Annotated in this window: 21 protein-coding genes; 12 read left to right on the top strand and 9 right to left on the bottom strand. The window is 73.6% G+C overall.

What is annotated here, in order from left to right; translation table 11 throughout:
• Positions 1 to 3: 3 nt before the first annotated feature.
• Both ADK67_RS48255 and ADK67_RS18530 read left to right on the top strand, forming a co-directional pair.
• Positions 4 to 621 (top strand): winged helix-turn-helix transcriptional regulator, encoded by a 618-nt coding sequence (locus tag ADK67_RS48255; protein WP_063797639.1) that lies wholly within the window; start codon positions 4 to 6, stop codon positions 619 to 621.
• Between the two features lie 194 nt (positions 622 to 815).
• Complete coding sequence (locus ADK67_RS18530; RefSeq protein ID WP_053717724.1) at positions 816 to 1,637, top strand: SDR family NAD(P)-dependent oxidoreductase; 822 nt, start codon at positions 816 to 818, stop codon at positions 1,635 to 1,637.
• Here ADK67_RS18530 and nikE read toward each other — a convergent pair.
• Genes nikE through ADK67_RS18510 form a run of 4 tightly spaced genes read right to left on the bottom strand, consistent with a single transcriptional unit; the run spans position 1,592 to position 6,757 of the window.
• On the bottom strand, positions 1,592 to 3,181 hold the full coding sequence (nikE, locus tag ADK67_RS18525) for a nickel ABC transporter ATP-binding protein NikE (RefSeq protein ID WP_053717676.1): 1,590 nt from the start codon (positions 3,179 to 3,181) through the stop codon (positions 1,592 to 1,594). The genes ADK67_RS18530 and nikE overlap by 46 nt on opposite strands.
• Positions 3,178 to 4,062 carry an ABC transporter permease gene (locus ADK67_RS18520; protein ID WP_053717675.1) on the bottom strand — a complete coding sequence of 295 codons (885 nt, stop codon included), beginning with the start codon at positions 4,060 to 4,062 and terminating at the stop codon, positions 3,178 to 3,180. Before ADK67_RS18520 ends, nikE begins: the two co-directional genes overlap by 4 nt.
• Positions 4,059 to 5,015, bottom strand: coding sequence for an ABC transporter permease (locus ADK67_RS18515; protein ID WP_331459322.1), 957 nt, complete (start codon positions 5,013 to 5,015; stop codon positions 4,059 to 4,061). The genes ADK67_RS18520 and ADK67_RS18515 overlap by 4 nt, the downstream gene beginning before the upstream one ends.
• Entirely contained in the window at positions 5,012 to 6,757 is a 1,746-nt protein-coding gene (locus ADK67_RS18510) for an ABC transporter substrate-binding protein (protein WP_082403561.1), read from the bottom strand. The genes ADK67_RS18515 and ADK67_RS18510 overlap by 4 nt, the downstream gene beginning before the upstream one ends.
• Before the next feature lie 130 nt (positions 6,758 to 6,887).
• On the opposite strand from ADK67_RS18510, the gene ADK67_RS18505 reads away from it, so the two are divergent.
• From ADK67_RS18505 to ADK67_RS18490, 4 genes are all read left to right on the top strand, one after another.
• Complete coding sequence (locus ADK67_RS18505) at positions 6,888 to 7,715, top strand: M55 family metallopeptidase (RefSeq protein WP_053717673.1); 828 nt, start codon at positions 6,888 to 6,890, stop codon at positions 7,713 to 7,715.
• Entirely contained in the window at positions 7,708 to 8,994 is a 1,287-nt protein-coding gene (locus ADK67_RS18500) for a M20/M25/M40 family metallo-hydrolase (protein WP_053717672.1), read from the top strand. The genes ADK67_RS18505 and ADK67_RS18500 overlap by 8 nt, the downstream gene beginning before the upstream one ends.
• 94 nt (positions 8,995 to 9,088) lie before the next feature.
• Positions 9,089 to 9,754 carry a hypothetical protein gene (locus tag ADK67_RS52605; RefSeq protein WP_197289504.1) on the top strand — a complete coding sequence of 222 codons (666 nt, stop codon included), beginning with the start codon at positions 9,089 to 9,091 and terminating at the stop codon, positions 9,752 to 9,754.
• Complete coding sequence (locus tag ADK67_RS18490) at positions 9,751 to 10,644, top strand: hypothetical protein (RefSeq protein WP_053717670.1); 894 nt, start codon at positions 9,751 to 9,753, stop codon at positions 10,642 to 10,644. Before ADK67_RS52605 ends, ADK67_RS18490 begins: the two co-directional genes overlap by 4 nt.
• On the opposite strand, the gene ADK67_RS18485 is transcribed toward ADK67_RS18490, so the two are convergent.
• The 3 genes from ADK67_RS18485 to ADK67_RS54690 form a co-directional block, all read right to left on the bottom strand.
• Positions 10,625 to 11,050 (bottom strand): MarR family winged helix-turn-helix transcriptional regulator, encoded by a 426-nt coding sequence (locus ADK67_RS18485; protein ID WP_231648246.1) that lies wholly within the window; start codon positions 11,048 to 11,050, stop codon positions 10,625 to 10,627. The two genes, ADK67_RS18490 and ADK67_RS18485, sit on opposite strands and share 20 nt — an antisense overlap.
• Positions 11,051 to 11,116: 66 nt before the next feature.
• Positions 11,117 to 11,749, bottom strand: a complete 633-nt coding sequence (locus tag ADK67_RS18480) for an AAA family ATPase (RefSeq protein WP_053717668.1) — start codon at positions 11,747 to 11,749, stop codon at positions 11,117 to 11,119.
• 10 nt (positions 11,750 to 11,759) lie between these two features.
• Positions 11,760 to 12,602, bottom strand: coding sequence for a helix-turn-helix domain-containing protein (locus ADK67_RS54690; RefSeq protein ID WP_053717667.1), 843 nt, complete (start codon positions 12,600 to 12,602; stop codon positions 11,760 to 11,762).
• Between the two features lie 75 nt (positions 12,603 to 12,677).
• Here ADK67_RS54690 and glyA point away from each other — a divergent pair, with 75 nt between their 5' ends.
• Positions 12,678 to 13,994 (top strand): serine hydroxymethyltransferase, encoded by a 1,317-nt coding sequence (glyA, locus tag ADK67_RS18470; protein WP_053717666.1) that lies wholly within the window; start codon positions 12,678 to 12,680, stop codon positions 13,992 to 13,994.
• 3 nt (positions 13,995 to 13,997) lie between these two features.
• Here glyA and ADK67_RS18465 read toward each other — a convergent pair whose 3' ends face one another.
• Together ADK67_RS18465 and ADK67_RS18460 are read right to left on the bottom strand one after the other, a co-directional pair.
• Positions 13,998 to 14,780 (bottom strand): hypothetical protein, encoded by a 783-nt coding sequence (locus ADK67_RS18465; RefSeq protein WP_053717665.1) that lies wholly within the window; start codon positions 14,778 to 14,780, stop codon positions 13,998 to 14,000.
• Between the two features lie 5 nt (positions 14,781 to 14,785).
• Positions 14,786 to 15,145, bottom strand: coding sequence for a hypothetical protein (locus ADK67_RS18460; RefSeq protein WP_157620550.1), 360 nt, complete (start codon positions 15,143 to 15,145; stop codon positions 14,786 to 14,788).
• Positions 15,146 to 15,201: 56 nt separating this feature from the next.
• Between ADK67_RS18460 and ADK67_RS18455 the strand changes: the two genes are divergently transcribed.
• From ADK67_RS18455 to ADK67_RS18435, 5 genes are read left to right on the top strand one after another with little or no spacing between them, the layout of a single operon-like run.
• On the top strand, positions 15,202 to 18,447 hold the full coding sequence (locus tag ADK67_RS18455) for a CHAT domain-containing protein (RefSeq protein ID WP_053717663.1): 3,246 nt from the start codon (positions 15,202 to 15,204) through the stop codon (positions 18,445 to 18,447).
• Positions 18,448 to 18,463: 16 nt separating this feature from the next.
• Positions 18,464 to 19,159: a tetratricopeptide repeat protein gene (locus ADK67_RS18450; RefSeq protein ID WP_053717662.1), complete on the top strand. Its 696-nt coding sequence runs from the start codon at positions 18,464 to 18,466 to the stop codon at positions 19,157 to 19,159.
• A gap of 38 nt (positions 19,160 to 19,197) precedes the next feature.
• The gene (locus ADK67_RS18445) at positions 19,198 to 20,256 is read left to right on the top strand and encodes a winged helix DNA-binding domain-containing protein (RefSeq protein WP_053717661.1); all 1,059 of its coding nucleotides are present in this window, start codon (positions 19,198 to 19,200) and stop codon (positions 20,254 to 20,256) included.
• A 42-nt stretch (positions 20,257 to 20,298) separates the two neighbouring features.
• Positions 20,299 to 20,820, top strand: a complete 522-nt coding sequence (locus ADK67_RS18440) for a TetR/AcrR family transcriptional regulator (RefSeq protein WP_053717660.1) — start codon at positions 20,299 to 20,301, stop codon at positions 20,818 to 20,820.
• Entirely contained in the window at positions 20,817 to 21,944 is a 1,128-nt protein-coding gene (locus tag ADK67_RS18435) for an FAD-dependent monooxygenase (RefSeq protein ID WP_053717659.1), read from the top strand. Before ADK67_RS18440 ends, ADK67_RS18435 begins: the two co-directional genes overlap by 4 nt.
• Positions 21,945 to 21,951: the final 7 nt, after the last annotated feature.

Here is a 21,951-nt window from a genome sequence, read left to right as displayed (position 1 = left end):
GGGGTGAGCGACTTCGACGTGTTCCTCGCCGACTGCCCCGCCCGCACCACCCTGGAGGTCGTCGGGCACACCTGGTCGGTGGTGGTCGTCGTCGCCCTCGGCGACGGGCCGCTGCGGTACGGGGAGTTGCTGGACCGGATCGGCGGCATCAGCAACAAGATGCTCACCCAGACCCTGGCCCGGCTGCGCGGCAACGGGCTGCTGACGAGCGCGGACGGGTGGCACGAGCTGACCGGTCTCGGCCGTTCGCTGCTCACCCCCGTCCGCGCGCTCGCGGCGTGGGCCGAGGAACACACCGGCGAGCTGCTCGACGCGAGGCAGCAGGCAGGGCCTCCGGACGCTGGACGGCAAGCCGGTCCGGCGGGCGTCGAGCAGCACGCCGCGGCGGCGGCGACCGGCACCCGGCAGCACACTCCGGCGACCGATACCCGGCAGCTCGCCGCGCCGTCCGATGGCCGGCGGCAGGCCGCACCGCTCGACACCAGCCACGCCGCGCAGTGCGACACCGGCCAGGCCGGGCTGGTCGACGGCCGTCAGGCCGCAGCGCTCGACACCCGGCAGCTCGACACCCACCAGCAGGAGATCCGGCAGCACGTGGTCGGGTCGAACGCGGGCGGGTAGTGGGTGGGCGGGGCAGGGGTTGGTTGCCGGCCTCGTTGTTTCAACCGACGTTTCAGGTTGGCGATAACGGCGTTTTGGTTGAAGGCCCCGCCACAATCACCCGTTCGTGAAGTCGGTAGTCGGAGAATGTGCAGTTCAGAGGGGGTGGAAGGCGGGAACCGAACGGTTCCTGGATGTGCGCGATCATGGCCGACATGACCCGCATCTCCGTCGTCACCGGCGCCAACCAGGGCCTGGGTTTCGCCCTCGCCGAAGGCCTCGCGCACCGCGCCGCCCCGTCCGACGTCGTCTACCTCACCGGCCGCCACGCCGGCCGGGTCGCCGACGCCGCCGCGCGCATCGACCACGACGCCATCCGGACCCACGTGCTGGACGTCAGCGACGAGCACGCCGTCGCCGCCTTCGCCGACGACCTGCGCGAACGCCACGGCGGCGTGGACGTGGTGCTCTCCAACGCCGCCGCCCGGCTCACGCCCGGCGCGTCGTGGGGCGAGCAGGTCGGCCCGTTCGTGGACACCAACAACCTGGGCACCACGCACATGCTCCGCGCGTTCACCCCGCTGCTGCGCCCCGGCGGCGCGCTGCTGGTGGTGGCCAGCTCCTTCGGCACCGTGCGCCAACTGCCCCGCCACCTGCACGGGCACTTCGCCGCACGGTCGCTGGACGACGTCGACGCCACGATGCTCGCCTGGCGCGACGCCGTGCTCGACGGCACCGCGGCCGCCCAGGGCTGGCCGGACTGGATCAACATCCCGTCCAAGGTGGGCCAGGTCGCCGCCGTGCGCGCGGTGGCCGCCGAACGCCGCGACGACGACACGGCCGCCGGCACGCTGATCGCCGCGGTCTGCCCCGGCCTGGTCGACACCGACGCCTCCCGACCGTGGTTCTCCGACATGAGCGGCGCGGCCAGTCCGGCCGAGGCGGCGAAGCCGGTGCTCGACCTGGCGCTCGGGGCGCGCCGCCCGGAGCACTACGGCGAGTTGGTCCAGTTCGGCCGGGTGCTGCGCTGGTCGTGAGGCACGGCCGCGAGCAGCGTGCGCGTGTAGTCGTGCCGCGGTGACAGCAGCACCTGCTCGACCGTGCCCTGCTCCACCAACTCGCCCTGGTACATCACCGCGACCCGGTCGGCGATCGTCCACGCCAACCCGAGGTCGTGGGTGATCACCAGCGCGGCCAGGCCCAGCTCACGGCGCAGCCGCAGCAGCAGCGCCAGGATCTCGCCGCGCACGGAGGCGTCCAGCGACGCCACCGGCTCGTCGGCGATCAGCAGCCGCGGACCCAGCGCCAACGCGCCCGCGATCACCACGCGTTGGCGCTGGCCGCCGGACAGCTCGTGCGGCAACGACGGGAAGAACAGCTCCGGCGGCCGCAGTTCGGCCTGCGACAACGCCTCGGCGACCCGAGCCGCCTCGTCGCCGGGCACCCGGTGGATGCGCAGCCCCTCGGCGACGGCCTCGTACACCGAGTGCCGCGGGTTGAGCGCGCTCGTCGGGTCCTGCAGCACCAGCTGCACCTGCCGCCGGTACGCGCGCAGTCCCGACGCCGACCGGGGGAGTCCGACGCCCTCGAACAGCACCCGGCCCGCCGTGGGCCGTTGCAGGCCGAGCAACGTGCGGGCCAACGTGGTCTTGCCCGAGCCGGACTGCCCGACCAGCGCGACGATCTCGCCCGCCCGCACCTCCAGATCGACCCCGGCCACGGCCTCCGTCGCGCCGAAGGACACGCGCACGCCCGAAGCTCGCAGCAGCACCGGCCCGTCCGACGGTGCTTCGGACGGCGTGACGTGCCGCGACGCCGGATCGCCCACGGTCGGGAACGCCGCCGCCAACGCCTGCGTGTGCGGGTGGGTCGGCGACGCGATCACCTCCCGCGCCGGACCTTCCTCCACCACCTGCCCGTACCGCATCACGGCCAGCCGGTCGCACGTCGAGGCCAGCACGGACAGGTCGTGGCTGATCATCACCAGCCCGATCCCGCGCTCGGACACCAGCCGCTTGAGCACGTCCAGCACCTGCGCCTGCACCACGACGTCCAGCGCCGTGGTCGGCTCGTCCGCGATCACCAGGCGCGGTTCGCACGCCAGCGCCATCGCGATCATCACCCGCTGCTTCTGCCCACCCGACAGCTCGTGCGGGTACGCCCGCGCCGCCCGCGCCGGCAGCTCCACCTGGTCCAGCAGCGCCGACACCGACCCGGTGACGCCGTGCAGCCGCATCGGCTCGGCGATCTGCTCACCGACCCGGTGCACCGGGTTCAACGCGTGCATCGCGCCCTGGAACACCACCGACGCCGCCGCCCACCGCACCGCCCGCAGCCGGCCCCACGACATGCCTTGCACGTCCTCGCCGTCGAGCAGCACCTCGCCCTCGACGCGGGCGTTGCGCGGCAGCAACCGCAGCACCGACATCGCCACGGTCGACTTGCCGCACCCCGACTCCCCCGCCAACCCCAGCGTCTGCCCGGCCTCCAGCTCCAGCGACACCGACCGCACCGCGGTCGCCTCGCCACGCGCGGTCCGGTAGTGCACGCTCAGGTCGCGCAACTCCAGCAGGCTGCTCACCGCTCCCCCTTCAGCCGCGGGTTGAGCACCGTCTCCAGGGCCCGCCCGCACAGCGTGAACGCCAGCACCACGCACACCACGCCCAGCCCCGGCGGCACCAGGAACCACCACGCACGCTGCGACACGGCGCCGTGCATGTTCGCCGCGTGCAGCAGCGACCCCCACGACACCCGCGTCGGGTCGCCCAACCCCAGGAACGACAGGGTCGACTCCGCCACGATCGCGCTGGCCACCGTCAACGTCGTGTTCACGAACACCAGCGGCAGCACGGCGGGCAGCACGTGCCGCCCGATCACGTGCCCGTGCCCGCCGCCCAACGCGCGGGACCGCTCGATGAACGGCCGCGCCTCCACCGCCAGCGTCTGGGCCCGCACCAGCCGCGCCGTCGCCGGCCACGACGTCACCCCGATCGCCAGCACGATCGTGCCGAGCCCGCGCGGCAGCACGGTCGACAGCGCGATCGCCAGCACCAACGACGGCAGCACCAGGAAGAAGTCGGTGAACCGCATCAGCACCGCCGACACCCACCCGCCGAAGTGGGCCGCCGCGATCCCGACCACGGTACCGATCAGCACCGACAACACGGTCGCCGCGAGCCCCACGACCAGCGAGATCCGGGTGCCCCACCAGGTCAGCAGCAGCACCGAGCGCCCGTTGTGGTCGGTGCCCAGCCAATGCGAGGACGACGGCGGCTCCCACGGCCGCGCGGTCACCCGCGTCACGTCCAGCCCGGACGCGTCGGTCACCCACGGCGCCAGCACCGCCAGCAGCGTGATCACCGCCAACCCGATCAGCCCGGCCAGGCCGCCGCGCTGGGAGGCGAACTCCCGCCACGTCGCCCGCGCCGCGGCCTGCCGCCGCTGCCACGCGATCGCCGTCACGACGCACGCACCCGCGGGTCCAGGACCCGGTACAGCAGGTCCGCGAACACGTTCATGGTGATCACCGCTCCCGCCAGCACCACGAACGTGCCCTGCAGCAGCGGCAGGTCCGGGCCGGTCAGCGCCTCGTAGGTCAACAGCCCCAGCCCGGGCCAGGAGAACACCGTCTCGACCGTGATCGCGCCCGACACCACGAGCCCCAGGTGCAGGAACACCAGCGTCACGGTCGGCAGCAACGCGTTGGGCACGGCGTGCCGCCGCCGCACCAGGTCGTCGCGCAGCCCCTTCGCCCGCGCCGTCGTGAGGTAGTCGGCGTGCATCTCCTCCAGCAACGACGACCGCATCACCAGCAGGTACTGCGCGTAGACCACCGCGATCATGGTCAGGCACGGCAGCACCATGTGGTGGGCCACGTCCACCGCCTGGGACAGGAAGTCCGGCGGGGTGTCCGGGTACCGCATGCCGCCGCTGGGGAACAGGTCGCCGGTGGCCAGCGACAGCAGCATGCCCAGCCAGAACGTCGGCATCGCCCACTGCGCCAGCGCCAGCCCGGTGGAGACCCGGTCGGACCGGGATCCGCGCCGCCACGCGCCGCGGATGCCCAGCCACAGCCCGATCACCACGGCCAGCACGGTGGACGTGCCGGTCAGCAGCACGGTCGGCCACAGCCTTTCGCCGATCAGCTCCAGCACCGGCCGGCTGTAGACGTAGGACGTGCCGAAGTCGCCGCGCAGCGCCGCGGTGAGGTAGTCGACGAACTGCTCGTCCAACGGCTTGTCCACGCCCAGCCGCGCGCGCAGCTCGGCGAGCTGGTCGCCGGTCACCGGCCGGCCGCGGGTCATCGCGACCACCGGGTCGCCGGGGATCACCCGGAACAGCAGGAACCCCAGCGCCACCACGAACAGCAGGCTGACCAGCGCGCCGCCGACCTTGCCCGCCAGGTGCCGGATCACTCGCGGTCCTCCGCGCGCAGCCCGCGCCGCCGGCCGATGAGCCACGCGCCGCCCACGAGCACGACCAGCGCGCCGCCGACCACACCCAGCACCAGGCCGGTGTTCGAGCCGGTGTCCGAGCCCGCCGACGCGACCGGCGTCGCGCCGTAGTACCCCCACACGCCGTTCTGGGCCATGATCACGCCGCCCGGGTCGGGCTGCACGGGGAACGAGGCGAACTTGTCGCTGCGGTAGGCCTCCAGCGCGTTGTCGTAGCCCAGGACGACGGCCGGCACCTGGTCGTAGAACCGCTGCTGCATCTTCAACACCAGCTCGCGGCGCTTGGCCGGGTCGAACTCGGCGCGCTGCTGCGCGTAGAGGGCGTCGTACTCGGCGTCGCAGAAGAACGTGTCGGTGGTGCCGCCCTTGCCGTCGGCGTTGGGCCGCTGGCCGCACGTGTGCAGCGACAGGATGAAGTCCGGGTCGGGGTTGGTGCCCCAGCCGGAGAACTGCAGGTCGAACGTCCCGGCCGTGCCGGCCTCGTTGAGCTGGTTGTCCGACACGATCTGCACGTCGACCACGATGCCCAGGTCGGCCAGCGACCGCTTGACGAACTCGCCGGTCTGCTCGTCGTAGGCGCGGCTGGCGTGCCCGAGCAGCCGCAGCTCCATCCGCCTGCCCTGCGGCGAGACGCGGATGCCGTCCGCGCCACGCGCGTACCCGGCCCGGTCCAGCTCGGCGTTCGCCGCGGCCGGGTCGTAGGGGTGCGCGGGCTCCGGCTTGAGGTGGTAGTCGCCGAACACCGGCGGGATCGGGCCGGTGCCGCGCTGCGCGTAGCCGCCGTTGACCTTGGCGATGATCGCGTCGAGGTCCAGCGACTTGGCGATCGCCCGGCGCACCACGACGTCCTTCAACGCCGGGTGCCCGTCGCCGATCGGCTCACCGGTGCGCGTCGCCGCCCCCGAGTTGATCACGATCTCGTTGAAGCGGCGGCCCTGCGCCTGGTTGCGCGTGATGCCGTCCTTGTCCTTCAGCGAGTCGAACTGCGCCGGCCCCATCCGGTTGACCAGGTCGACCTCGCCCTTGGTCAACGCCTGCACCGCGGCGTCGGCGGTCTTGTAGTAGGTGAACGTCAGCTCGTCGTACTTCGGCGCGCCGCGCCAGTAGTCCTTGTTCGCCTTGAACCGGATGAACTCGTTGGCCCGGTACTCGGTGAGGATGAACGGCCCGCTGCCCACGACGGGCGTCTGGTCGTTGCGGTACTCGCCGATGTCGGCGACCTTCGACCACACGTGCGCGGGCACGATCGGCACGTCCAGCGCCAGCATCGTCGCCTGCGGCTGCTTGGTCTTGATCACCAGGGTGCGGTCGTCGGTCGCGGTCACCGACTCGAAGTCGGCGGTGAAGCTGCCGTTGGCGGTGGCGGCGGTCTCGTCGCGCATCATCAGGTCGTAGGTGAACGCGACGTCCTCGGCGGTGATCGGCTGCCCGTCGGACCACTTCTTGCCCTCGGGCACGTGGAAGGTCCAGGTCAGCCGGTCCTCCGACGACTCCCACTGGTCGGCCAGGCCCTCCACGGGGCGCTGGTCCTTCACGTCGTAGGCGGTCAGGTAGTCGTACATGAGCCTGCCGACCTCGGTGCCCGCCTGGAAGACCGACAGGAACGGGTTGAGCGAATCCACCTGCTGGGTGATCGCCACCCGCAGGGTCACCGCCTGTTGCGCCTGCGCCGGTGTCGGCGCGAGCAAGACCACCAATGTCATCGCCGCCGTGACCGCGCCGAATCGCCGGATACCCACAGTGACCGCCTCCCGCCCGTGAGTGGAAGTCAAGAAGTAACCACTACGTCGTGGCACACGTCAAGAACCGACATCGCCTCGGTACGGTGAACCCATGCGGATCTTGATCTCGGCGGACATGGAAGGGGCGACGGGGGTCACCTGGACCGCCGACGTCGTCCCGCAGACCGAGCAGTGGCAGCGGTTCCGCCGGCTGTTCACCGGCGACGTCAACGCCTGCGTCGCGGGCGTCCACGCGGGCGGCGCGACCGACGTGCTCGTCAACGAGGCACACTCGTCCCAGCGCAACCTCCTGCTGGAAGACCTCGACACCCGGGCACGGCTGCTCACCGGGCGGCACAAGCCGCTGTCGATGATGCAGGGCGTCGACTCCGGCGTGGACGGCGTGGTGTTCCTCGGCTACCACGCGGGCGCGGGCCAGGAGGGCGTGCTCGCGCACACCTACCTGGAGAACTCCATCACCGGTGTCTGGCTCGACGGCGTGCCCGCGAGCGAGGGCAGGCTCAACGCCGCGCTGGCCGCCGAGCACGGCGTCCCCGTGCTGCTCGTGACCGGCGACGACAAGGCGTGCGACGACGCCCGCGACTACGCGCCCGGCGCCGGGTTCGTCGCCGTCAAGGAGTGCGTCAGCCGCTACGCCGCCGTCTGCTCGCCCCCGCGGGTCACCTCCGAGCTGATCACCGCGGCCGCCCGGACGGCCATGGGCCGCGCCGGACGGGGACCGGCCGCCGTCGCGCCGCACCGGGTCGAAGTGGAGTTCGACGCCACCCACCTGGCCGCCGCCGCGGCGGTGGTCCCTACGGTGGAGCAGATCGGAGCACGCCGGGTCGGGTTCGACGCCGCATCCATGACCCTGGCGATGCAGGCGTTCAAGGTCGTCACCGCGATCGCCGCGGGGGCGGTGGAGGGTATCTATGGCTGAGGACGTCGTCGACCTGTGCGCCGCGCTGCTGCGGTTCGACACCACCAACCGCGGCGGCGGCGAGTCCGCCGGCGAACGGGAGGCCGCCGAGTTCGTCGCCGCGCACCTGGACGCCGTCGGCGTGCAGGCCACCGTGCTCGAACCCGCGCCACGCCGCGGCAACGTGCTGGCCCGCGTGCCCGGCACGGAACCGGACCTGCCCGCGCTGCTCGTGCAGGCGCACCTCGACGTGGTGCCCGCCGACGCCGCCGAGTGGAGCGTGCCGCCGTTCGCCGGCGTCCAGCGCGACGGCTACCTGTGGGGCCGCGGCGCGGTCGACATGAAGGACATGATCGCCATGGTCCTGGCCGTGCTGGGCGACTGGTCCCGCGAAGGACGACGGCCGCGCCGCGACATCGTGCTCGCGTTCGTCGCCGACGAGGAGGACCAGGGCGAGTTCGGCGCCCAGTGGCTGGTCGACCACCACCGCGACTTCTTCGCCGGCTGCACCACCGCGATCAGCGAGTCCGGCGGCTACTCCTACCCCGTCGGCGACCACCGCGTCTACCCCATCGGCACCGCCGAACGCGGCACCTCCCACCTGCGGCTCACCGCCACCGGGCGCGCCGGGCACGGCTCCCGCCGCAACGACGACAACGCCGTGGTCAAGCTCCTCGCCGCGCTCACCCGCGTCGCCGCGATCGAGCACCCCGTGCGGCTCACCCCGACCGTGCGGGCGTTCATCGAACGGGTCGGCGCCGCGCTCGACGTGCCGGTCGACCTGTCCGACGTCGACGCCACCATCGCCCGGTTCGGGCCCGCCGCCCGGCTGGTGGAGAACACCGTCCGCAACAGCGCCACCCCCACCGTGCTGCAGGCCGGGTACAAGGTGAACGTCATCCCCGGCAGCGCCACCGCCGAACTGGACGTGCGCACCCTGCCCGGCACTACGGACGAGCTGCTGGCCTCGATCGACGCCGCCCTCGGCCCGGACGTGCGGCGCGAGTTCATCGCCGACGAACCGCCCGTGCAGGCGCCGATCGACTCGCCGTGGTTCGACGCGATGGCCGCCGCCCTGCGCGCCGAGGACCCCGAGGCCGTGGTCGTGCCCTACTGCATGGGCGGCGGCACGGACGCCAAGGCGTTCAGCAGGCTGGGCATCGACTGCTACGGCTTCGCCCCGCTGTCCCTGCCCGCCGGCTACGACTACCGCGCAATGCCGCACGGCGTGGACGAGCGCGTGCCCGTGGACGGCCTCCGCTTCGGCGCCCGCGTCCTCGACCGGTTCCTGTCCTCGTAACCCTCGTCCACACGATCGGGTGCATGGGCCCGCGTATCCCCACCCTTCGCATCACCCTCCTAGCTCGGGGAGTGATGGTGAAGGAGGCCGGCTCATGTGGGCGCGAATCACCAGAGGAGCAGTGGCGGTGGCGATCGTCGTCGGCGTCACCTCGTGCGAGAGCGGGGTGTTCGACCGCCCGGGCGGCGACACCGCGACCGACCCGACGACCACCACCCGACACACCGGCACCGGTTCGGACACGACCACCACCAAGGGAGGCACCCGGTACGGCTGGTTCCTCCCCGAGGGACCGGACTCGCCGAGCTTCCCGGAGGACAACGTGTACACGGCACTGAAGGCTCGAGCCTGCGCGGAGGCCCAGGCGATCCTGGACGACCAGTGGAGCTCGATGACGAGCCCGCGCAACGTCCTGCTCTACCAGGCCGGGGTCCACCTGTGCGGGGGCCGGGAATCGGCCGGGCGCGCGATGTTCGACCGCGCCTCCCGGTACGGCTGGGCGATGAACCGCGGCTCCGACGGCAGCGGCGAGGTCGACTGCGCGACCTACCAGGCCGTGCGCAGCGTCCTGGAGCAGCAGGCGCCCGAGAGCTTCCCGTGCGCCGAGGGCCGGCCGCCGAGGTGGCCGGACGACACGGACCGCGCCGACCCGCGCACCGACACCACCACGACCACCACCACTCCGACAGGCACGACCACGACGACCACGACCACCACCACCCGCACGACGACCACCACCACGACCACGACGACGTCATGACCAGCCCGGCCGACCGGGACGCGCCCGACAAGGGCTCCGGCCAGCCGGACGCGGTGCAGCGGGTCGGTGAGGCGTTGGCCAACGTCACCGTGCTCACCGGCCTGCTGGTGTACTTCGGCTGGCGGCGCAGCGACGTGCAGGCCCGCGAGCTGGGCATCGACAGCTCCGTGCTGGGCATGTCCACCACGGACTACGTGCTGCGCAGCGTCGGACCGGTTTTCCTGCTGCTGGCGGTCGTCGTCGGGATCGCCCTGGTCTGCCGGTGGCTGGAGCCCCGCGTCCGCGCGGCGAGCGACCGGCCCGGCAGCCGCGCACGGGCGCTGTCGGTGGTGCTGTCGCTGGCCTGGCTGATCCTGCCCGCCGTGACCGTGGCGCTCGGGCTGCTGTTCCCGGTCACCAGCTTCTACGCGTTCCCGCTCGCGGTCGGCGGCGGGATCCTGCTGTCGCTGTACGCGAGCCGCCTGCGCCGCCCCGACGAGCACCCGACGTGGACCAGGGTGCTGGTCTTCGCCGTCGTGTCGCTCTCGCTGTTCTGGTCGGCGGGCAACTACGCCGAGGTCCGGGGCGTCGAACTGGCCCGCGCCTACGCCGAGGACGTGCGCGGGCAGACCGCCGTCGTCGTCTACGCCCGGGAACGCCTGCACATCACCGCGCCCGGCGCCTGCGAGGAACCCCTGCCCGCCGACGGCTCCCGCTACCGGTTCCGCTACCTGGGCCTGCGCCTGCTCACCAAGGTCGGGGCCAAGTACTTCCTGGTGTCCGACGGCTGGACCCGCGACCGCGGCACCGTGGTCGTCCTCGCCGACAACGACGACATCCGCGTCGAGCTGGGCCACGGCGAGCAGCCGCGCCCGCCGACCTGCCCGGCCGCTACCGGCCCGGGTCGGTGATCTCGCGCAACCTGGTCAGCGCGTCCAGCAGCGCCGCCATCCGCGGCCGGCCCAGGTGCGCGGTCCACTCCCGCTGCACCTCCGCGATCGCGGCCAGGCAGACCGGGACCGCCGCGCGCCCTCGTTCGGCGACCCGGATCAGCCGGGCCCGCGCGTCGGTGGGGTCCGGGCCGCGCTCCACGTAACCGGCGCGTTCGAGCTGGTCGACCAGGAACCCGGCGGTCTGCTTGGTGATCCGGGCGGCCTCCGCCAGCTCCGTCAGCCGCGAGCCGTCCGGGTCGATCCGGTGGAACACCCGCGCCTGCGCGGGCGTCACGTCGTCGAACCCCGCCTCCGCCAGGGCGGCGAACACCCGGTTCTCCAGCTCGCGGTGCGGTAAGTACAGCAACAAGCCGAGATCGGGCACGGCACTCCTTGACAGCGGTCAGAGAAGTTGATCACCCTATCGTGTCGGGGCCGCCGGATCGTGCCGCTAGTCGAAGCGGATGTGCTTCACCGAAGTCCACGTCCGCCGCACCCGGCCGCGCAGCCGGCTGTCGGTGTTCGGCGCCAACGTGAGCCCGGCCGACGCGGCGATGCGGTCCGCGACCTGCGGCACCGTGATGTGGTCGGTCCACACGTGCTCGGCGAACTCCGGCTCGCGCAGCCGTTCCAGGCAGCGGTCCAGCACCCGCAGCGCGAAGCTCTCCCGCCGCAGCGGCACGTCCTTGCCGAGCACGACCTGCGCCGCGTGCCCGAAAACGCGTTCCCGCAGCCGCCGCACCACCGTCTCCCGCTCGGCCAGCAACGCGAAGTGCCGCACGTCGTGGCCGCGGTCGCGCAACCCGCCGACGATCTCCCGGAAGTAGGCGGGCTCCACCACCGTCATCGGCACCACGATCACCCCGTCGTGGCCGGTCAACGCCCGGTCCAGCACCTCGACCACGCCCCGCCGCCACGACACCAGGTCCTGGAAGTCGCCGCGCAGCGCGGGCGGCGTCATCCGGCGCAGGGCGAACCCGACGTGCTCGGGGTCGCTGAGGAAGCTGCCCGGCAGCCGCCGCTGGAGCTCGTGCGCGGTCTGGGTCTTGCCGCCGCCGAACGGGCCGTTGATCCACAGGAGCACGACACCGACCTTACGGACGCCGCGCCAACCGGACGAGCTTGAGCGCCAGGTGCAGCTCCAGCCGGGCGCCGCCGTCGGACAGGTCGCGGCCGGTCAGCTCGGCGATCCGGCCCAGCCGGTAGTACAGGCTGGTGCGGTGCAGGTGCAGGCGTTCCGCCGCGACGCGCACCTCGCAGCCGCAGTCCAGGTACACCTCCAACGTCCGCAGCAGCACGTCCGACAGCCCGGCCAGCACCTCGTCCGGCGACGCGCCGAGCAGCAGCCGGTACGCGCCCAGTTCGGACCACCGCACCCGATCCGGCAACGCCGGGTCCAGCCGCGCCAGCTCCGCCGCCGCCAACGCCTGCTGGTACGCCGCGCCCGTCCGGTCCGGCGGGTGCGGGTCGCTCACCCCGACGTGACCCGGCAGGTCCGGCAGGGCGTCGGCGGCGGGCACCGTGCGCACCACCCGCGGCTCCAACGCCACCACCACCCGCACCGGCGCCCGCTCACCGGCGGGCACCTGCGCCGCCAACGCCGCCAACCGCCCACCCAGGTCCAGCTCCGGCACGTCGCCGAGCACCCACAGGTAGCCGACCAGCACCCCGTTGTGCCGCAACGGGAAACCGACCCGCTGCTCGAACCCCAACGCCGCGTTCCCCGGCACCCGCACCGGCCCCGTCGCGGTCGCCACGCCGTGCTGCTCCTGCCACGCCGCGACGTCCGCGGGCACCCGCCGGGTCAGGATCGCCCGCACCCGCGCCTGGTCCACGTCGTCGGTCTGGGCGCTGTGCGCGACCACCCGGCCCGCCACGTCGTCCACCGACACCCCGCGTCCCAGCACCCGGGACAGCTCGTCCAGCAGCTCCTGCATTCCGACAACTGTAGGAACAACTCCAGTCCCCGGACGGTCGCCCCACCCGACGCCGACGCCCTAGCGTGATCGATCGTGACGAACAGCAGGATCGCACCCTGGGCCTCACCGCAGGCGCAACGCAGGCTCGCCGAGGTCGAGGCCGCCGTCTCCGCCGACCTGACCGCCGCCGGCGTCGCGGCCGCCGTCGGCAAGGCCCTCGAAGCGCACGCCGCCCAGGTCGACGACGACGGGATCGTGCTCTACGCGGGCACCAACGTGCTCAGCCCCGCCGCCGCGGCGACCGTGCGGGCCACCGTGTCCAGCCGGCCCAGCATGGGCTGGCCCGGCGAGAAGTACCAGGTCGGCCTCGACCACCTGGACACCCTCGAAGTCCTCGCGCCGATGCTCGTCGCGTCCCTCATGGAAGGCCGGTTCGCCGAGGTCCGGCTGCAGAGCGCCACCCTGGCCAACCTCGCCGTCTACACCGCGTTCGCCCGCGCCGGCGACAAGATCGCGGTGCTGCCCGAGTTCGCCGGCGGCCACGCCAGCCACCACGCCCAGGGCGTGCCCGCGATCCGCGGCCTGACCGTGGTCGACCTGCCGTACCTGCCCGACGAGCTGGACATCGACTACGCGACGCTGCCCGGGTTCCTGCGGGTGCACCGGCCGCGGATCGTGGTGATCGGCGCGAGCCTGATGCTGTTCCCGCACGACGTCGCCGCGGTGCGCGCGGCGGCCGACGAGGTCGGCGCGGTCCTCGTCTACGACGCCTCCCACATGGCCGGGCTCGTCGCAGGCCGGGAGTTCCAGCGCCCGCTGCACGAGGGCGCGCACCTGATGACGTTCTCCACCTACAAGTCGTTCGGCGGCCCGTCCGGCGGCTGCGTCGTCACCCGCGACCCCGAGCTGGCCGAACGCGTCTCGAACGTCGCCTACCCCGGCATGCTCGCCAACTACGACGCCGGACGCCTCGGCGCGCTCGCCGTCACCGCCGCCGAACTGGCCGAACACGGCCCCGACTACGCGCGGGCGTGCATCGCCAACGCGCAGGCGCTGGGTGCGGCGCTGGCCGACAACGGCTTCGACGTCGCCCGCCACGACGGCGTCTTCACCCGCTCCCACCACCTCGCGATCGACGCCCTCACCCTCGGCGGCGGCGACGCGGCGGCCGTGCTGCTCGGCGAGGCCGGGATCTACCTCAGCGGCATCAGCCTGCCGTGGCAGCGCATCGACGAGGGGCTGCGCGGCCTGCGCATCGGCACCCAGGAGATCACCCGCCGCGGCTTCACCCCCGAACATCAGCCCGCCGTTGCCGCTCTGATGCGCCGCGTCCTGATCGACCGCGAACCGCCCGAGCGGATCCGGGCGGACGCCGTCGCGCTGCGCCGGGAGGTCAACGCGACCGCCTGACCGTCACGCCCGCTTGTTCAGGATGTCGTTGATGCGCAACCCCTCCGCCGGGGTGACGCGGCCGTGCGGCAGCTCCACGCCGACGGCCTCGGCCAGCTGCCGCTGGTGGACGTCGACCACGGCCTCCACCAGGTCGGCCAGCACCGCGCCGCCGACCCGGGCGCGGCGGTAGCCGACGACGACCGTGACGACGCCCGCCGCCGCGGCGGGCCACCAGACCGTGCCCAGGGCGAGGTAGAGCACGCCCCAGGCGGTGGTCTCGGTGGCCGCGCGGTAGCGGGCGTTCGCGGTGGTCAACGCGGCCGCGGTGCTCTCGCCGAGCAGCAGCCACAACCGCGGCCACGCCAAGGCGACCGACAGGCCGAACTGCACGTCCACGCGTTCGTCGGCGAGCCGGAACCGGTCGCCGATCGGCGTCAGCCTGGCCGGGCGGTAGCGGTCGAGCGCGGCCTCCGCGCGGTTCGCCCGCCACGCGACCAGCCGCTTCGGGCGGCGCGCGGTCCACGTCCGGCGCACACCCGCGGCGACCGCCTGGGTGAGCAGGCCCGCCGCGGTGGCGGCGAGGAGGACGCCGACGACCAGGAGCGCGATCACGGCGGGCTTCGCCGACACGCCCCTGGTGACGCGGTCGAGTTCGGCGGCCAGCCGTGCGGTGTCCAGGGCGTGGCGGTGGCCGAGCAGACGGGCCACCACGACCGCCGCCACGAACAGCAGCCCCGGCAGCACCAGGGTGGTGAGCCAGCGGTCGGCCAGCTTCTTGCCCAGCTCCGACAACAACGTCGTCACGCCGGCTACCCCGCGCGCAGGATCATGGGCGCGTCGAACACTTCACACCGCGGCTCGCGCCCGTTCCCGTCCGGGTCGGCACGCCGGGGGCAGCGCCGCGTCGGGCAGCGGTAACTGCCCTCCACCCGGGCCGGGTCGAGCCCGAAGTCGGTCAGCACGGGCAGGCCGCCGGACTTGGTCGGCACCGGCGACGGGTCGTACCCGAGGTCGCGGCACACCTGCGCGGCCGGAACGCCGTCCCGCACCTCGCGCTCCGCCTCCTCGATGCCCGCGAGCACCAGCTCGTCGCCGTGCGCACCGGCCCGCAGGCGCGGCAACGCGGCGCACAACCACGCCATCGCCGCGTGGTCCTCGGCGCTGCTCAACCCGACCTCCCCCGCGCGGAACACCTGCGCCCGCGATCATCGTCGGACTACTCTACGTGCGCGTCGTCGTGCGGGGGTGCCAGGTGCTGGAAGAGGTGCTGCGGCGCGTCGAGCGGTTCACCCGGCACGGCGACGTTGACGCCGTCCTCGGCCGCGACGTGCTCACGGGGGCCGCGCCGCTCTGGCGGCGGGCGATGTCCGACGGCGGCTGCACGCCGGAGGAGGCGCTGGCCCTGGCCCGCCTGCACTGGTGCCGCTACCACGCCGACCCCGACCACCCGGAAGCCACCTCCGAGCTGTGGACGGCACTGCGCCTCTACCACGTGGTGCACCTGGGCGCCCCGGACGCCGTGCCCGAGGACGTGCGCCCCCACCTGGGCGGCGCCGGCTCGATCGAGTCGCAGTTCGCCGGACCCCAGCACTGGCGCACACGGGCCGTCACGCTGCTGCAGGCCCTGCGCGACGTGGACGACCCGGCGAAGCTGGACGAGGTCGTCGACCTGCTCGGCGGCGTCGTCGACGTCTACCCGCCCGACGAGCCGCGCCGATCTGCCGACATGGCCAACCTCGCCACCGCCCTGCAGTTCCGCGGCGACCGCACCGGCGACCTCGCCGACCTGGACCGCGCCGTCGACGTCGCCCGCGCCGCCGCACGGCACTGCCTGCCCGGCAGCAGCGAGGAAGGGCGCCGGCTGACCACGCTGGCCACGGTGCTCAGCTCACGGGCCCACCACACCGGCGACGCCCTCGACATCGTGGAGGCCATCCAGTTCGCGACCCAGGCCGTGCGCTACACCCGGCCGTCGGACACCGGGTACCAGGCCGTGTGCCTCACCGCCCTCAGCGGCGCCCTCGGCGTCCGCTACGAACTGCGGGGCGACACCGACGACCTCGACCAGGCCATCACGCACGCCCGCACGGCACTGGCCGCGTCCGACGAGCCGCTGTACCGCTCCAACCTGGCCGGGAGCCTCGTCACGAGGTTCCACGCCTCGGGGCGGATGGCGGACCTGGACGAGGCGGTCCGCGAACTCACCGAGGCGGTGCGGCGCACCCGCACCGACAGCCCGTTCCGCACCAGCAGCCTGGCCAACCTCGCCCACGCCCTCCTCGTGCGGTCCGAGCGGACCGAGGACCCCCAGGACCTGGCCGACGCCGACGCCGCCGCCCGGCACGCCGTGGCCACGGCCGGCCAGGGACACGTGAACCTGCCCGGCGCGTTCGACGTGCTCGGCCGCGTGTGCCTGGTCCGGTACCGGTTCACCGGCGACCCGTCCGCCCTGGACGAGGCGGTCGAGGCCTTCACCTCGGCCGTGGACCACTGCCGGCCCGGGAGCCCCTGGCTGTCCGAGTACCAGGGACACCTGGCCAACGCCCTCGCGGACCGGGTCGTCGAACGGACCTCGCCGCTCATCGGCCGCCGGCGGCTGGAACTGCGGCTCGTCGCGCCGAACGACGCCACCGCGGTGGTCGGCGACCACGAGGAGCTGACGCGGACCGTGGAGCTGCGCCGACAGGTGCTGGCCGGCGCCGGGCCGCACGACCGCCGCCGCGGCACCCACCTCAACGACCTGGCCAACACCCTCTGGCTGCGCGGCCTCGCGACCGGTGACACCGCCGACCGCGACGAGGCGATGCGCTGCTACCGCGAGGCGATGACCTACCCGGTCAGCCGGTCGTTCGCCGCGCTCAACCTCGTCCGCGGCCTGCCCGCCGACCACGTCGAGGAGATCGTCGCGCTGTGCCGCGAGGTGGCGGCCGACCTCTCCGCGACCACGTCCGACCGCGCGGCCGCGGCGGTGCGCTGGGCCGAGACGGCGGCCGACCACGCCCTGTGGAACACCGCGCTCAACGGCTACACCGCCGCCGTCGACCTGCTCGGACCGGCCACGACCCACGGCCTCGACCGCGTGGTGCGGGAACGCCGCCTGGCCCGGTGGAGCGGGCTGGCGTCGGAGGCCGCGAGCTGCGCCCTCCACGCGGGCGACCCCGACCGGGCGCTGGAACTGCTGGAACAGGCCCGGGGCGTCATCTGGTCGCAGCTGCTCGACGCCGGCGAGGGCCTGACCGCGTTGCGGGCCGTCGACCCCGAGGCGGCCGACCGGCTCGTGGAGCTCGACACCGCGCTGCGGCGCCGGCCCGACGACCCCGACCCGTGGCAACGCCGCATCGCCGACCGCAGGCTGCACCTTGCCCAGGAACGCGACGAGCTGCTCGACCGGATCCGGGCGCTGCCGGGCTTCACCCACTTCCTGCGCCCACCCCGCGCCGCCGACCTCCGCCGCGCCGCCGCCGACGGGCCCGTGGTCGTGGTGAACGTCAGCCAGTGGCGCGGCGACGCCATCATCGTCACCGCGGACCAGGTCACCGTGCTGCCGCTGCGGATCGACCACGCCACCGTGCTCGCCCGCGCCACCCGCTACCTGGTCGCGCTGGAGGAGTACGAGACCACCCACGACCCGACCGCCCGCGTGGTGCTCAACCAGCACCTCGTCAGCATCCTGGACTGGCTGTGGCACGAGGTGGCACGACCGGTGCTCGACGCCCTCGGCCCCGTGCGGCGCGTCTGGTGGTCACCCGCGGGCATCCTCGCCCTGCTGCCCCTGCACGCGGCGGGCCCGCGCGGCGGACCCGGCCTGCTCGACCACGTCGTCTCCTCCTACACGCCGACGCTGCGGGCGCTCGTCGAGTGCCGCGACCGCGCCGCGACGACCGCCACCGGTTTCCTCGCCGTCGGCCTGACCACCACACCCGGACAGCCGCCGTTGCCGCAGGTGCTGGAGGAACTGGACGTCGTCGCCCGCACGTTCCCCGGCGCACGGGTGCTGCGCGACGAGCAGGCCACCCGCGCCACCGTGCGCGACGCGCTGCGCGACGCCGCGTGGGCGCACCTGAGCTGCCACGGCACCCAGGACCCCGACAGCCCGTCCGACGGCGGGATCGAGCTGCACGACGGCAGGCTCACCGTCGCCGACCTGGGCGAGGTGACCGCACGCGGCGAGTTCGCGTTCCTGTCGGCCTGCCACACCGCGCGCGGCGCGCTGGCCGTGCCCGACGAAGCGGTCACGCTGGCCGGCGCGCTGCAGTACCTCGGGTGGCGGCACGTCATCGGCACGCTGTGGTCGGTGGACGCCGCCGGCGCCGCCGCGGTGACCGCCGACGTCTACCGCGAGCTGAGCCGCGACGGCGCGCTGGACCCGACCGACGCGGCCGTCGCCCTGCACCACGCCGTGCGCAGGCTGCGCGACGAACACCCACGACAACCCATCACCTGGGCGTCGCTCGTGCACTCGGGCGTGTGAGGACGAAGGAGGATCGGTGGACCTGCCACAGGACGTGCTCGATCACGGCGACCGCGTGTTCGGCCTGCTCGACCAGGGGCTGGACGAGCAGGCCGAACCGGAGCTGCGCGCCCTGCTGCGCCAGGTCGAACGCCACCTCGGCCCCGACGAGCCGGGCACCGTCGAGCTGTACGACGTGCTGGGTGGCGTGCTCTACCGGCTGCACCGGCTGCCGGAGTCCGAGGCGATGCACCGCGAAGCGCTGACCCGCTACCGCCGTTCCCTCGGGCCGGAGGACGCGACCACGCTCGCGTGCGCGCACAACCTCGGCACCACCCTGGTCATGCGCGGCGAGGTGGAGGAGGGCACCGCGCTGCTGGAGGAGACCTACCGGCTGCGCACCGCGGCCGACGGGCCGGACGACCCCGACACGCTGGTCAGCGCCAAGACGCTGGGCTCGATCCTGTTCACCCACCACGACCGGCCGCGCGGCCTGGCGCTGCTGGAGGACACCCACGCGCGGTGCCTGCGGGAGTTCGGGCGGGACGACGAGCTGACCCTCGACACGTGCAGCGACCTCGCCGCGGCGTTGTGGGAGTCGGACCGGCGCACCGAAGCCGCGCAGCTGCTGATCGGGCTCTTCCAGGACTACCACCGCCTCGCCGGCTGGGATCACCCGCTGACCCAGCAGACGCGCGAGCGCCTGTTCAGGATGGGCGTGCGGGTCCAATGAGGACCGTACCTGTCCCCATTACCGCCTAGGTTGGCGTCGTGACCGAGAAGCTGACGACCCGGGCGTTGAACCGGGCGACCCTGCACCGCCAGTTCCTGCTCGAACGGGTGGACCGGACCGCGTGCGACGTGGTGGAGCACCTGGTCGGGATGCAGGCGCAGGAGCCGTTCTCGCCCTACTACGGCCTGTGGTCGCGGATCCGGTCGTTCGAGGCCGACGAACTGGGGTCGCTCCTGCTGGACCGGCGGGTGGTCCGGGCGTCGCTGCACCGCGCCACGATCCACCTGGTCACCGCCGCCGACCACGGCCGGTTCGAACCCCTGCTGCGGCCGTTCCTGCACCGCCGGTTCGCGTCCTCGCCGTTCGGGTTCGTGATGGACGGCCTCGACGTCGAGGACTTCACCGAGGCCGTCACCGCGCTGCTGGAGGAGGCTCCGCGCACCCGGCGCGAGATCGGCGACCTGCTCGGCGCGCGGTGGCCCGACCGCGACGCCAACGCACTCGGTTACGCGGGCAGCTTCCTGGTGCCGTCCGTGCAGGTCCCGCCGCGCGCGGTCTGGGGGCGGTCCGGGGTGGCGCGGTGGACCACGGCGGCCCACTGGCTCGGCCCCGTGGGTCCCGCCGCGTCGACCGAGGAGTTCGTGCGCCGCTACCTGGCCGCGTTCGGTCCGGCCTCGGTCAAGGACGTGCAGACGTGGGCGGGAATGAGCCGCCTCAAGTCCGTGGTCGAGGCCATGGACCTGCGGGTCTTCACCGACGAACGCGGCCGGACGCTGTACGACCTGCCGGACGCGCCGCTGCCCGACCCCGACACGCCCGCGCCGGCGCGGTTCCTGCCCGAGTTCGACAACGTGCTGCTCGGCCACGACGACCGCACCCGCGTCATCTCCGACGAGGACTACCGGCGGGGGATCGTCATCGGCGGCAAGCCGACGCTGCTGGTGGACGGCTTCGTGCACGGCGTCTGGAAGCTCGCCGGCGACGGGCTGGACATCGAGGTGTTCCGGCCGTTGACCCGTGCCCAGAAGGCCGACGTGGAAGCCGAAGGCGCACGGTTGTTGCAGTTCGCGGGCGTGACCGGGGACGTCCGCCTCTGAGATCGGCTCCGGGTTTGGACGATCGTCCAGTACGATCGTCCAATGACGGTTCCCGAACGGCTGCTGCACGCCGCCGCCGAGCTCATCGCCGAGAAGGGCTGGGGTGCGGTGAGCACCCGCATGCTCGCCGAACGCGCCGGCGTCGGATCCGGTGTCGTGCACTACCACTTCGACTCCACGCAGGCGGTGCTCGTGCAGGCCGCCGTCGGCGCGCTGCGGTCCGCCGTGGACGGTCTCGCGTCGGTGCTGGAGCGCGCTGCGACGCCGGCGGACGCCTTGACGCTGCTACTGGAAGCGTTGGACGGGCACGGCGGGCAGGAGCTGTTCACCGAGACGTTCCTCGCCGCGACCCGCAACGACGAACTGCGTCAGGCGGTGGGCGAGGTGCTGGTGGAGTTCCGCCGCACGCTCGCCGCGTGGCTGCAGGCGCGGGACGTGCCGACACCGACGGAGACCGCCGCGGTGCTGGCGGCGGCCGTGGACGGCGTGCTGCTCCACCGGGCCCTGTCGCCGGACCTGACGGCGGACGTCGTCGTGCCCGTGCTGGGGAGGGTGCTGCGATGAAGGTCCTGATCAGCGGAGCGGGCATCGCCGGGCTCGCGCTCGCCCACCGGCTGGGGACGCTCGGGCACGAGGTCGTCGTGGTGGAGCAGGCCGCCGGGCCGCGCACGTCCGGGTACATGATCGACTTCTTCGGGCCGGGCTACGACGCGGCCGAGCGGATGGGCGTGCTGCCGCGCCTGCTCGACCTCGGCTACCGGGTGGCAGAGGCCGCGTACGTCGACGCGCGCGGGCGTCGGGTGGCGGGGCTGCGGTTCGACCGGATGGCACGGGCGGTGAACGGGCGGCTGGTGAGCGTGATGCGGCCGGACATCGAGCGCGCGTTCCGCGAGGACCTGCCCGCCGGGGTGGCGCTGCGGTTCGGCGCCCGCGTGGTCGGCGTCGAGGACGGTGAGGCCGAGGTCCGCGTGCGGCTGGCCGACGGGTCGGCGGTGTCCGGTGACCTGCTGGTCGGCGCGGACGGCGTGCGCTCGACCGTGCGGCGGCTCGTGTTCGGCGACGGGCACGTGCGCTACCTGGGGTTCCACACCGCGGCGTTCACGTTCGACGATCCCGCGGTCCACGCGCTGGTGGCCGGCCGGTTCTGCGTCACCGACACCGTGGGCCGCCAGGTCGGGTTCTACGGGTTGCGCGACGGACGGGTGGCGGCGTTCACCGTGCACCGGACGCCGTCACCGGACCTGCCCGCCGACCCGCGTGCGGAGATCGTCCGGGCGTACGGGTCGCTGGGCTGGGTCGTGCCGCGGGCGTTGGCGCGGTGCCCGGAGGACGTCTACTACGACCAGGTCGCGCAGGTGGAGCTGCCGCGGTGGTCGTCCGGGCGCGTGGTGCTGGTCGGAGACGCGTGCGGCGCGGTGTCGTTGCTGGCCGGGCAGGGCGCGTCGCTCGGGATCGGCGGCGCGTACGTGCTGTCCGAACACCTGGACGACCTGGCCGCGTACGAACGCGCGTGGCGGCCGGTCGTGGTGGAGAAGCAGCAGGTCGCGCGGTCGGGTGCGCGATGGTTCCTGCCCGCGTCGCCGTGGCGGCTGCGGGCGCGGCGGGTGGCGATGAGGCTGTCCGCGCTGCCCGGCGTGGACCGGGTGGTGGCGACGAGCCTGGTGGGCAAGCCGGTCAGGCTGGGCTGACGAGCCG

The sequence above is a fragment of the Saccharothrix sp. NRRL B-16348 genome (assembly GCF_001280085.1).
Taxonomy (GTDB): Bacteria; Actinomycetota; Actinomycetes; order Mycobacteriales; family Pseudonocardiaceae; genus Actinosynnema.
This window is presented reverse-complemented; position numbering and strand designations above follow the sequence as displayed.

Coding starts and splice junctions, on each gene's coding strand:
- ADK67_RS18530 (WP_053717724.1), top strand. CDS start 816: ATGACCCGCATCTCCGTCGTCACCGGCGCCAACCAGGGCCTGGGTTTC.
- ADK67_RS18510 (WP_082403561.1), bottom strand. CDS start 6,757: ATGACATTGGTGGTCTTGCTCGCGCCGACACCGGCGCAGGCGCAACAG.
- ADK67_RS18505 (WP_053717673.1), top strand. CDS start 6,888: ATGCGGATCTTGATCTCGGCGGACATGGAAGGGGCGACGGGGGTCACC.
- ADK67_RS18500 (WP_053717672.1), top strand. CDS start 7,708: ATGGCTGAGGACGTCGTCGACCTGTGCGCCGCGCTGCTGCGGTTCGAC.
- ADK67_RS52605 (WP_197289504.1), top strand. CDS start 9,089: ATGTGGGCGCGAATCACCAGAGGAGCAGTGGCGGTGGCGATCGTCGTC.
- ADK67_RS18490 (WP_053717670.1), top strand. CDS start 9,751: ATGACCAGCCCGGCCGACCGGGACGCGCCCGACAAGGGCTCCGGCCAG.
- ADK67_RS54690 (WP_053717667.1), bottom strand. CDS start 12,602: ATGCAGGAGCTGCTGGACGAGCTGTCCCGGGTGCTGGGACGCGGGGTG.
- ADK67_RS18440 (WP_053717660.1), top strand. CDS start 20,299: ATGACGGTTCCCGAACGGCTGCTGCACGCCGCCGCCGAGCTCATCGCC.
- ADK67_RS18435 (WP_053717659.1), top strand. CDS start 20,817: ATGAAGGTCCTGATCAGCGGAGCGGGCATCGCCGGGCTCGCGCTCGCC.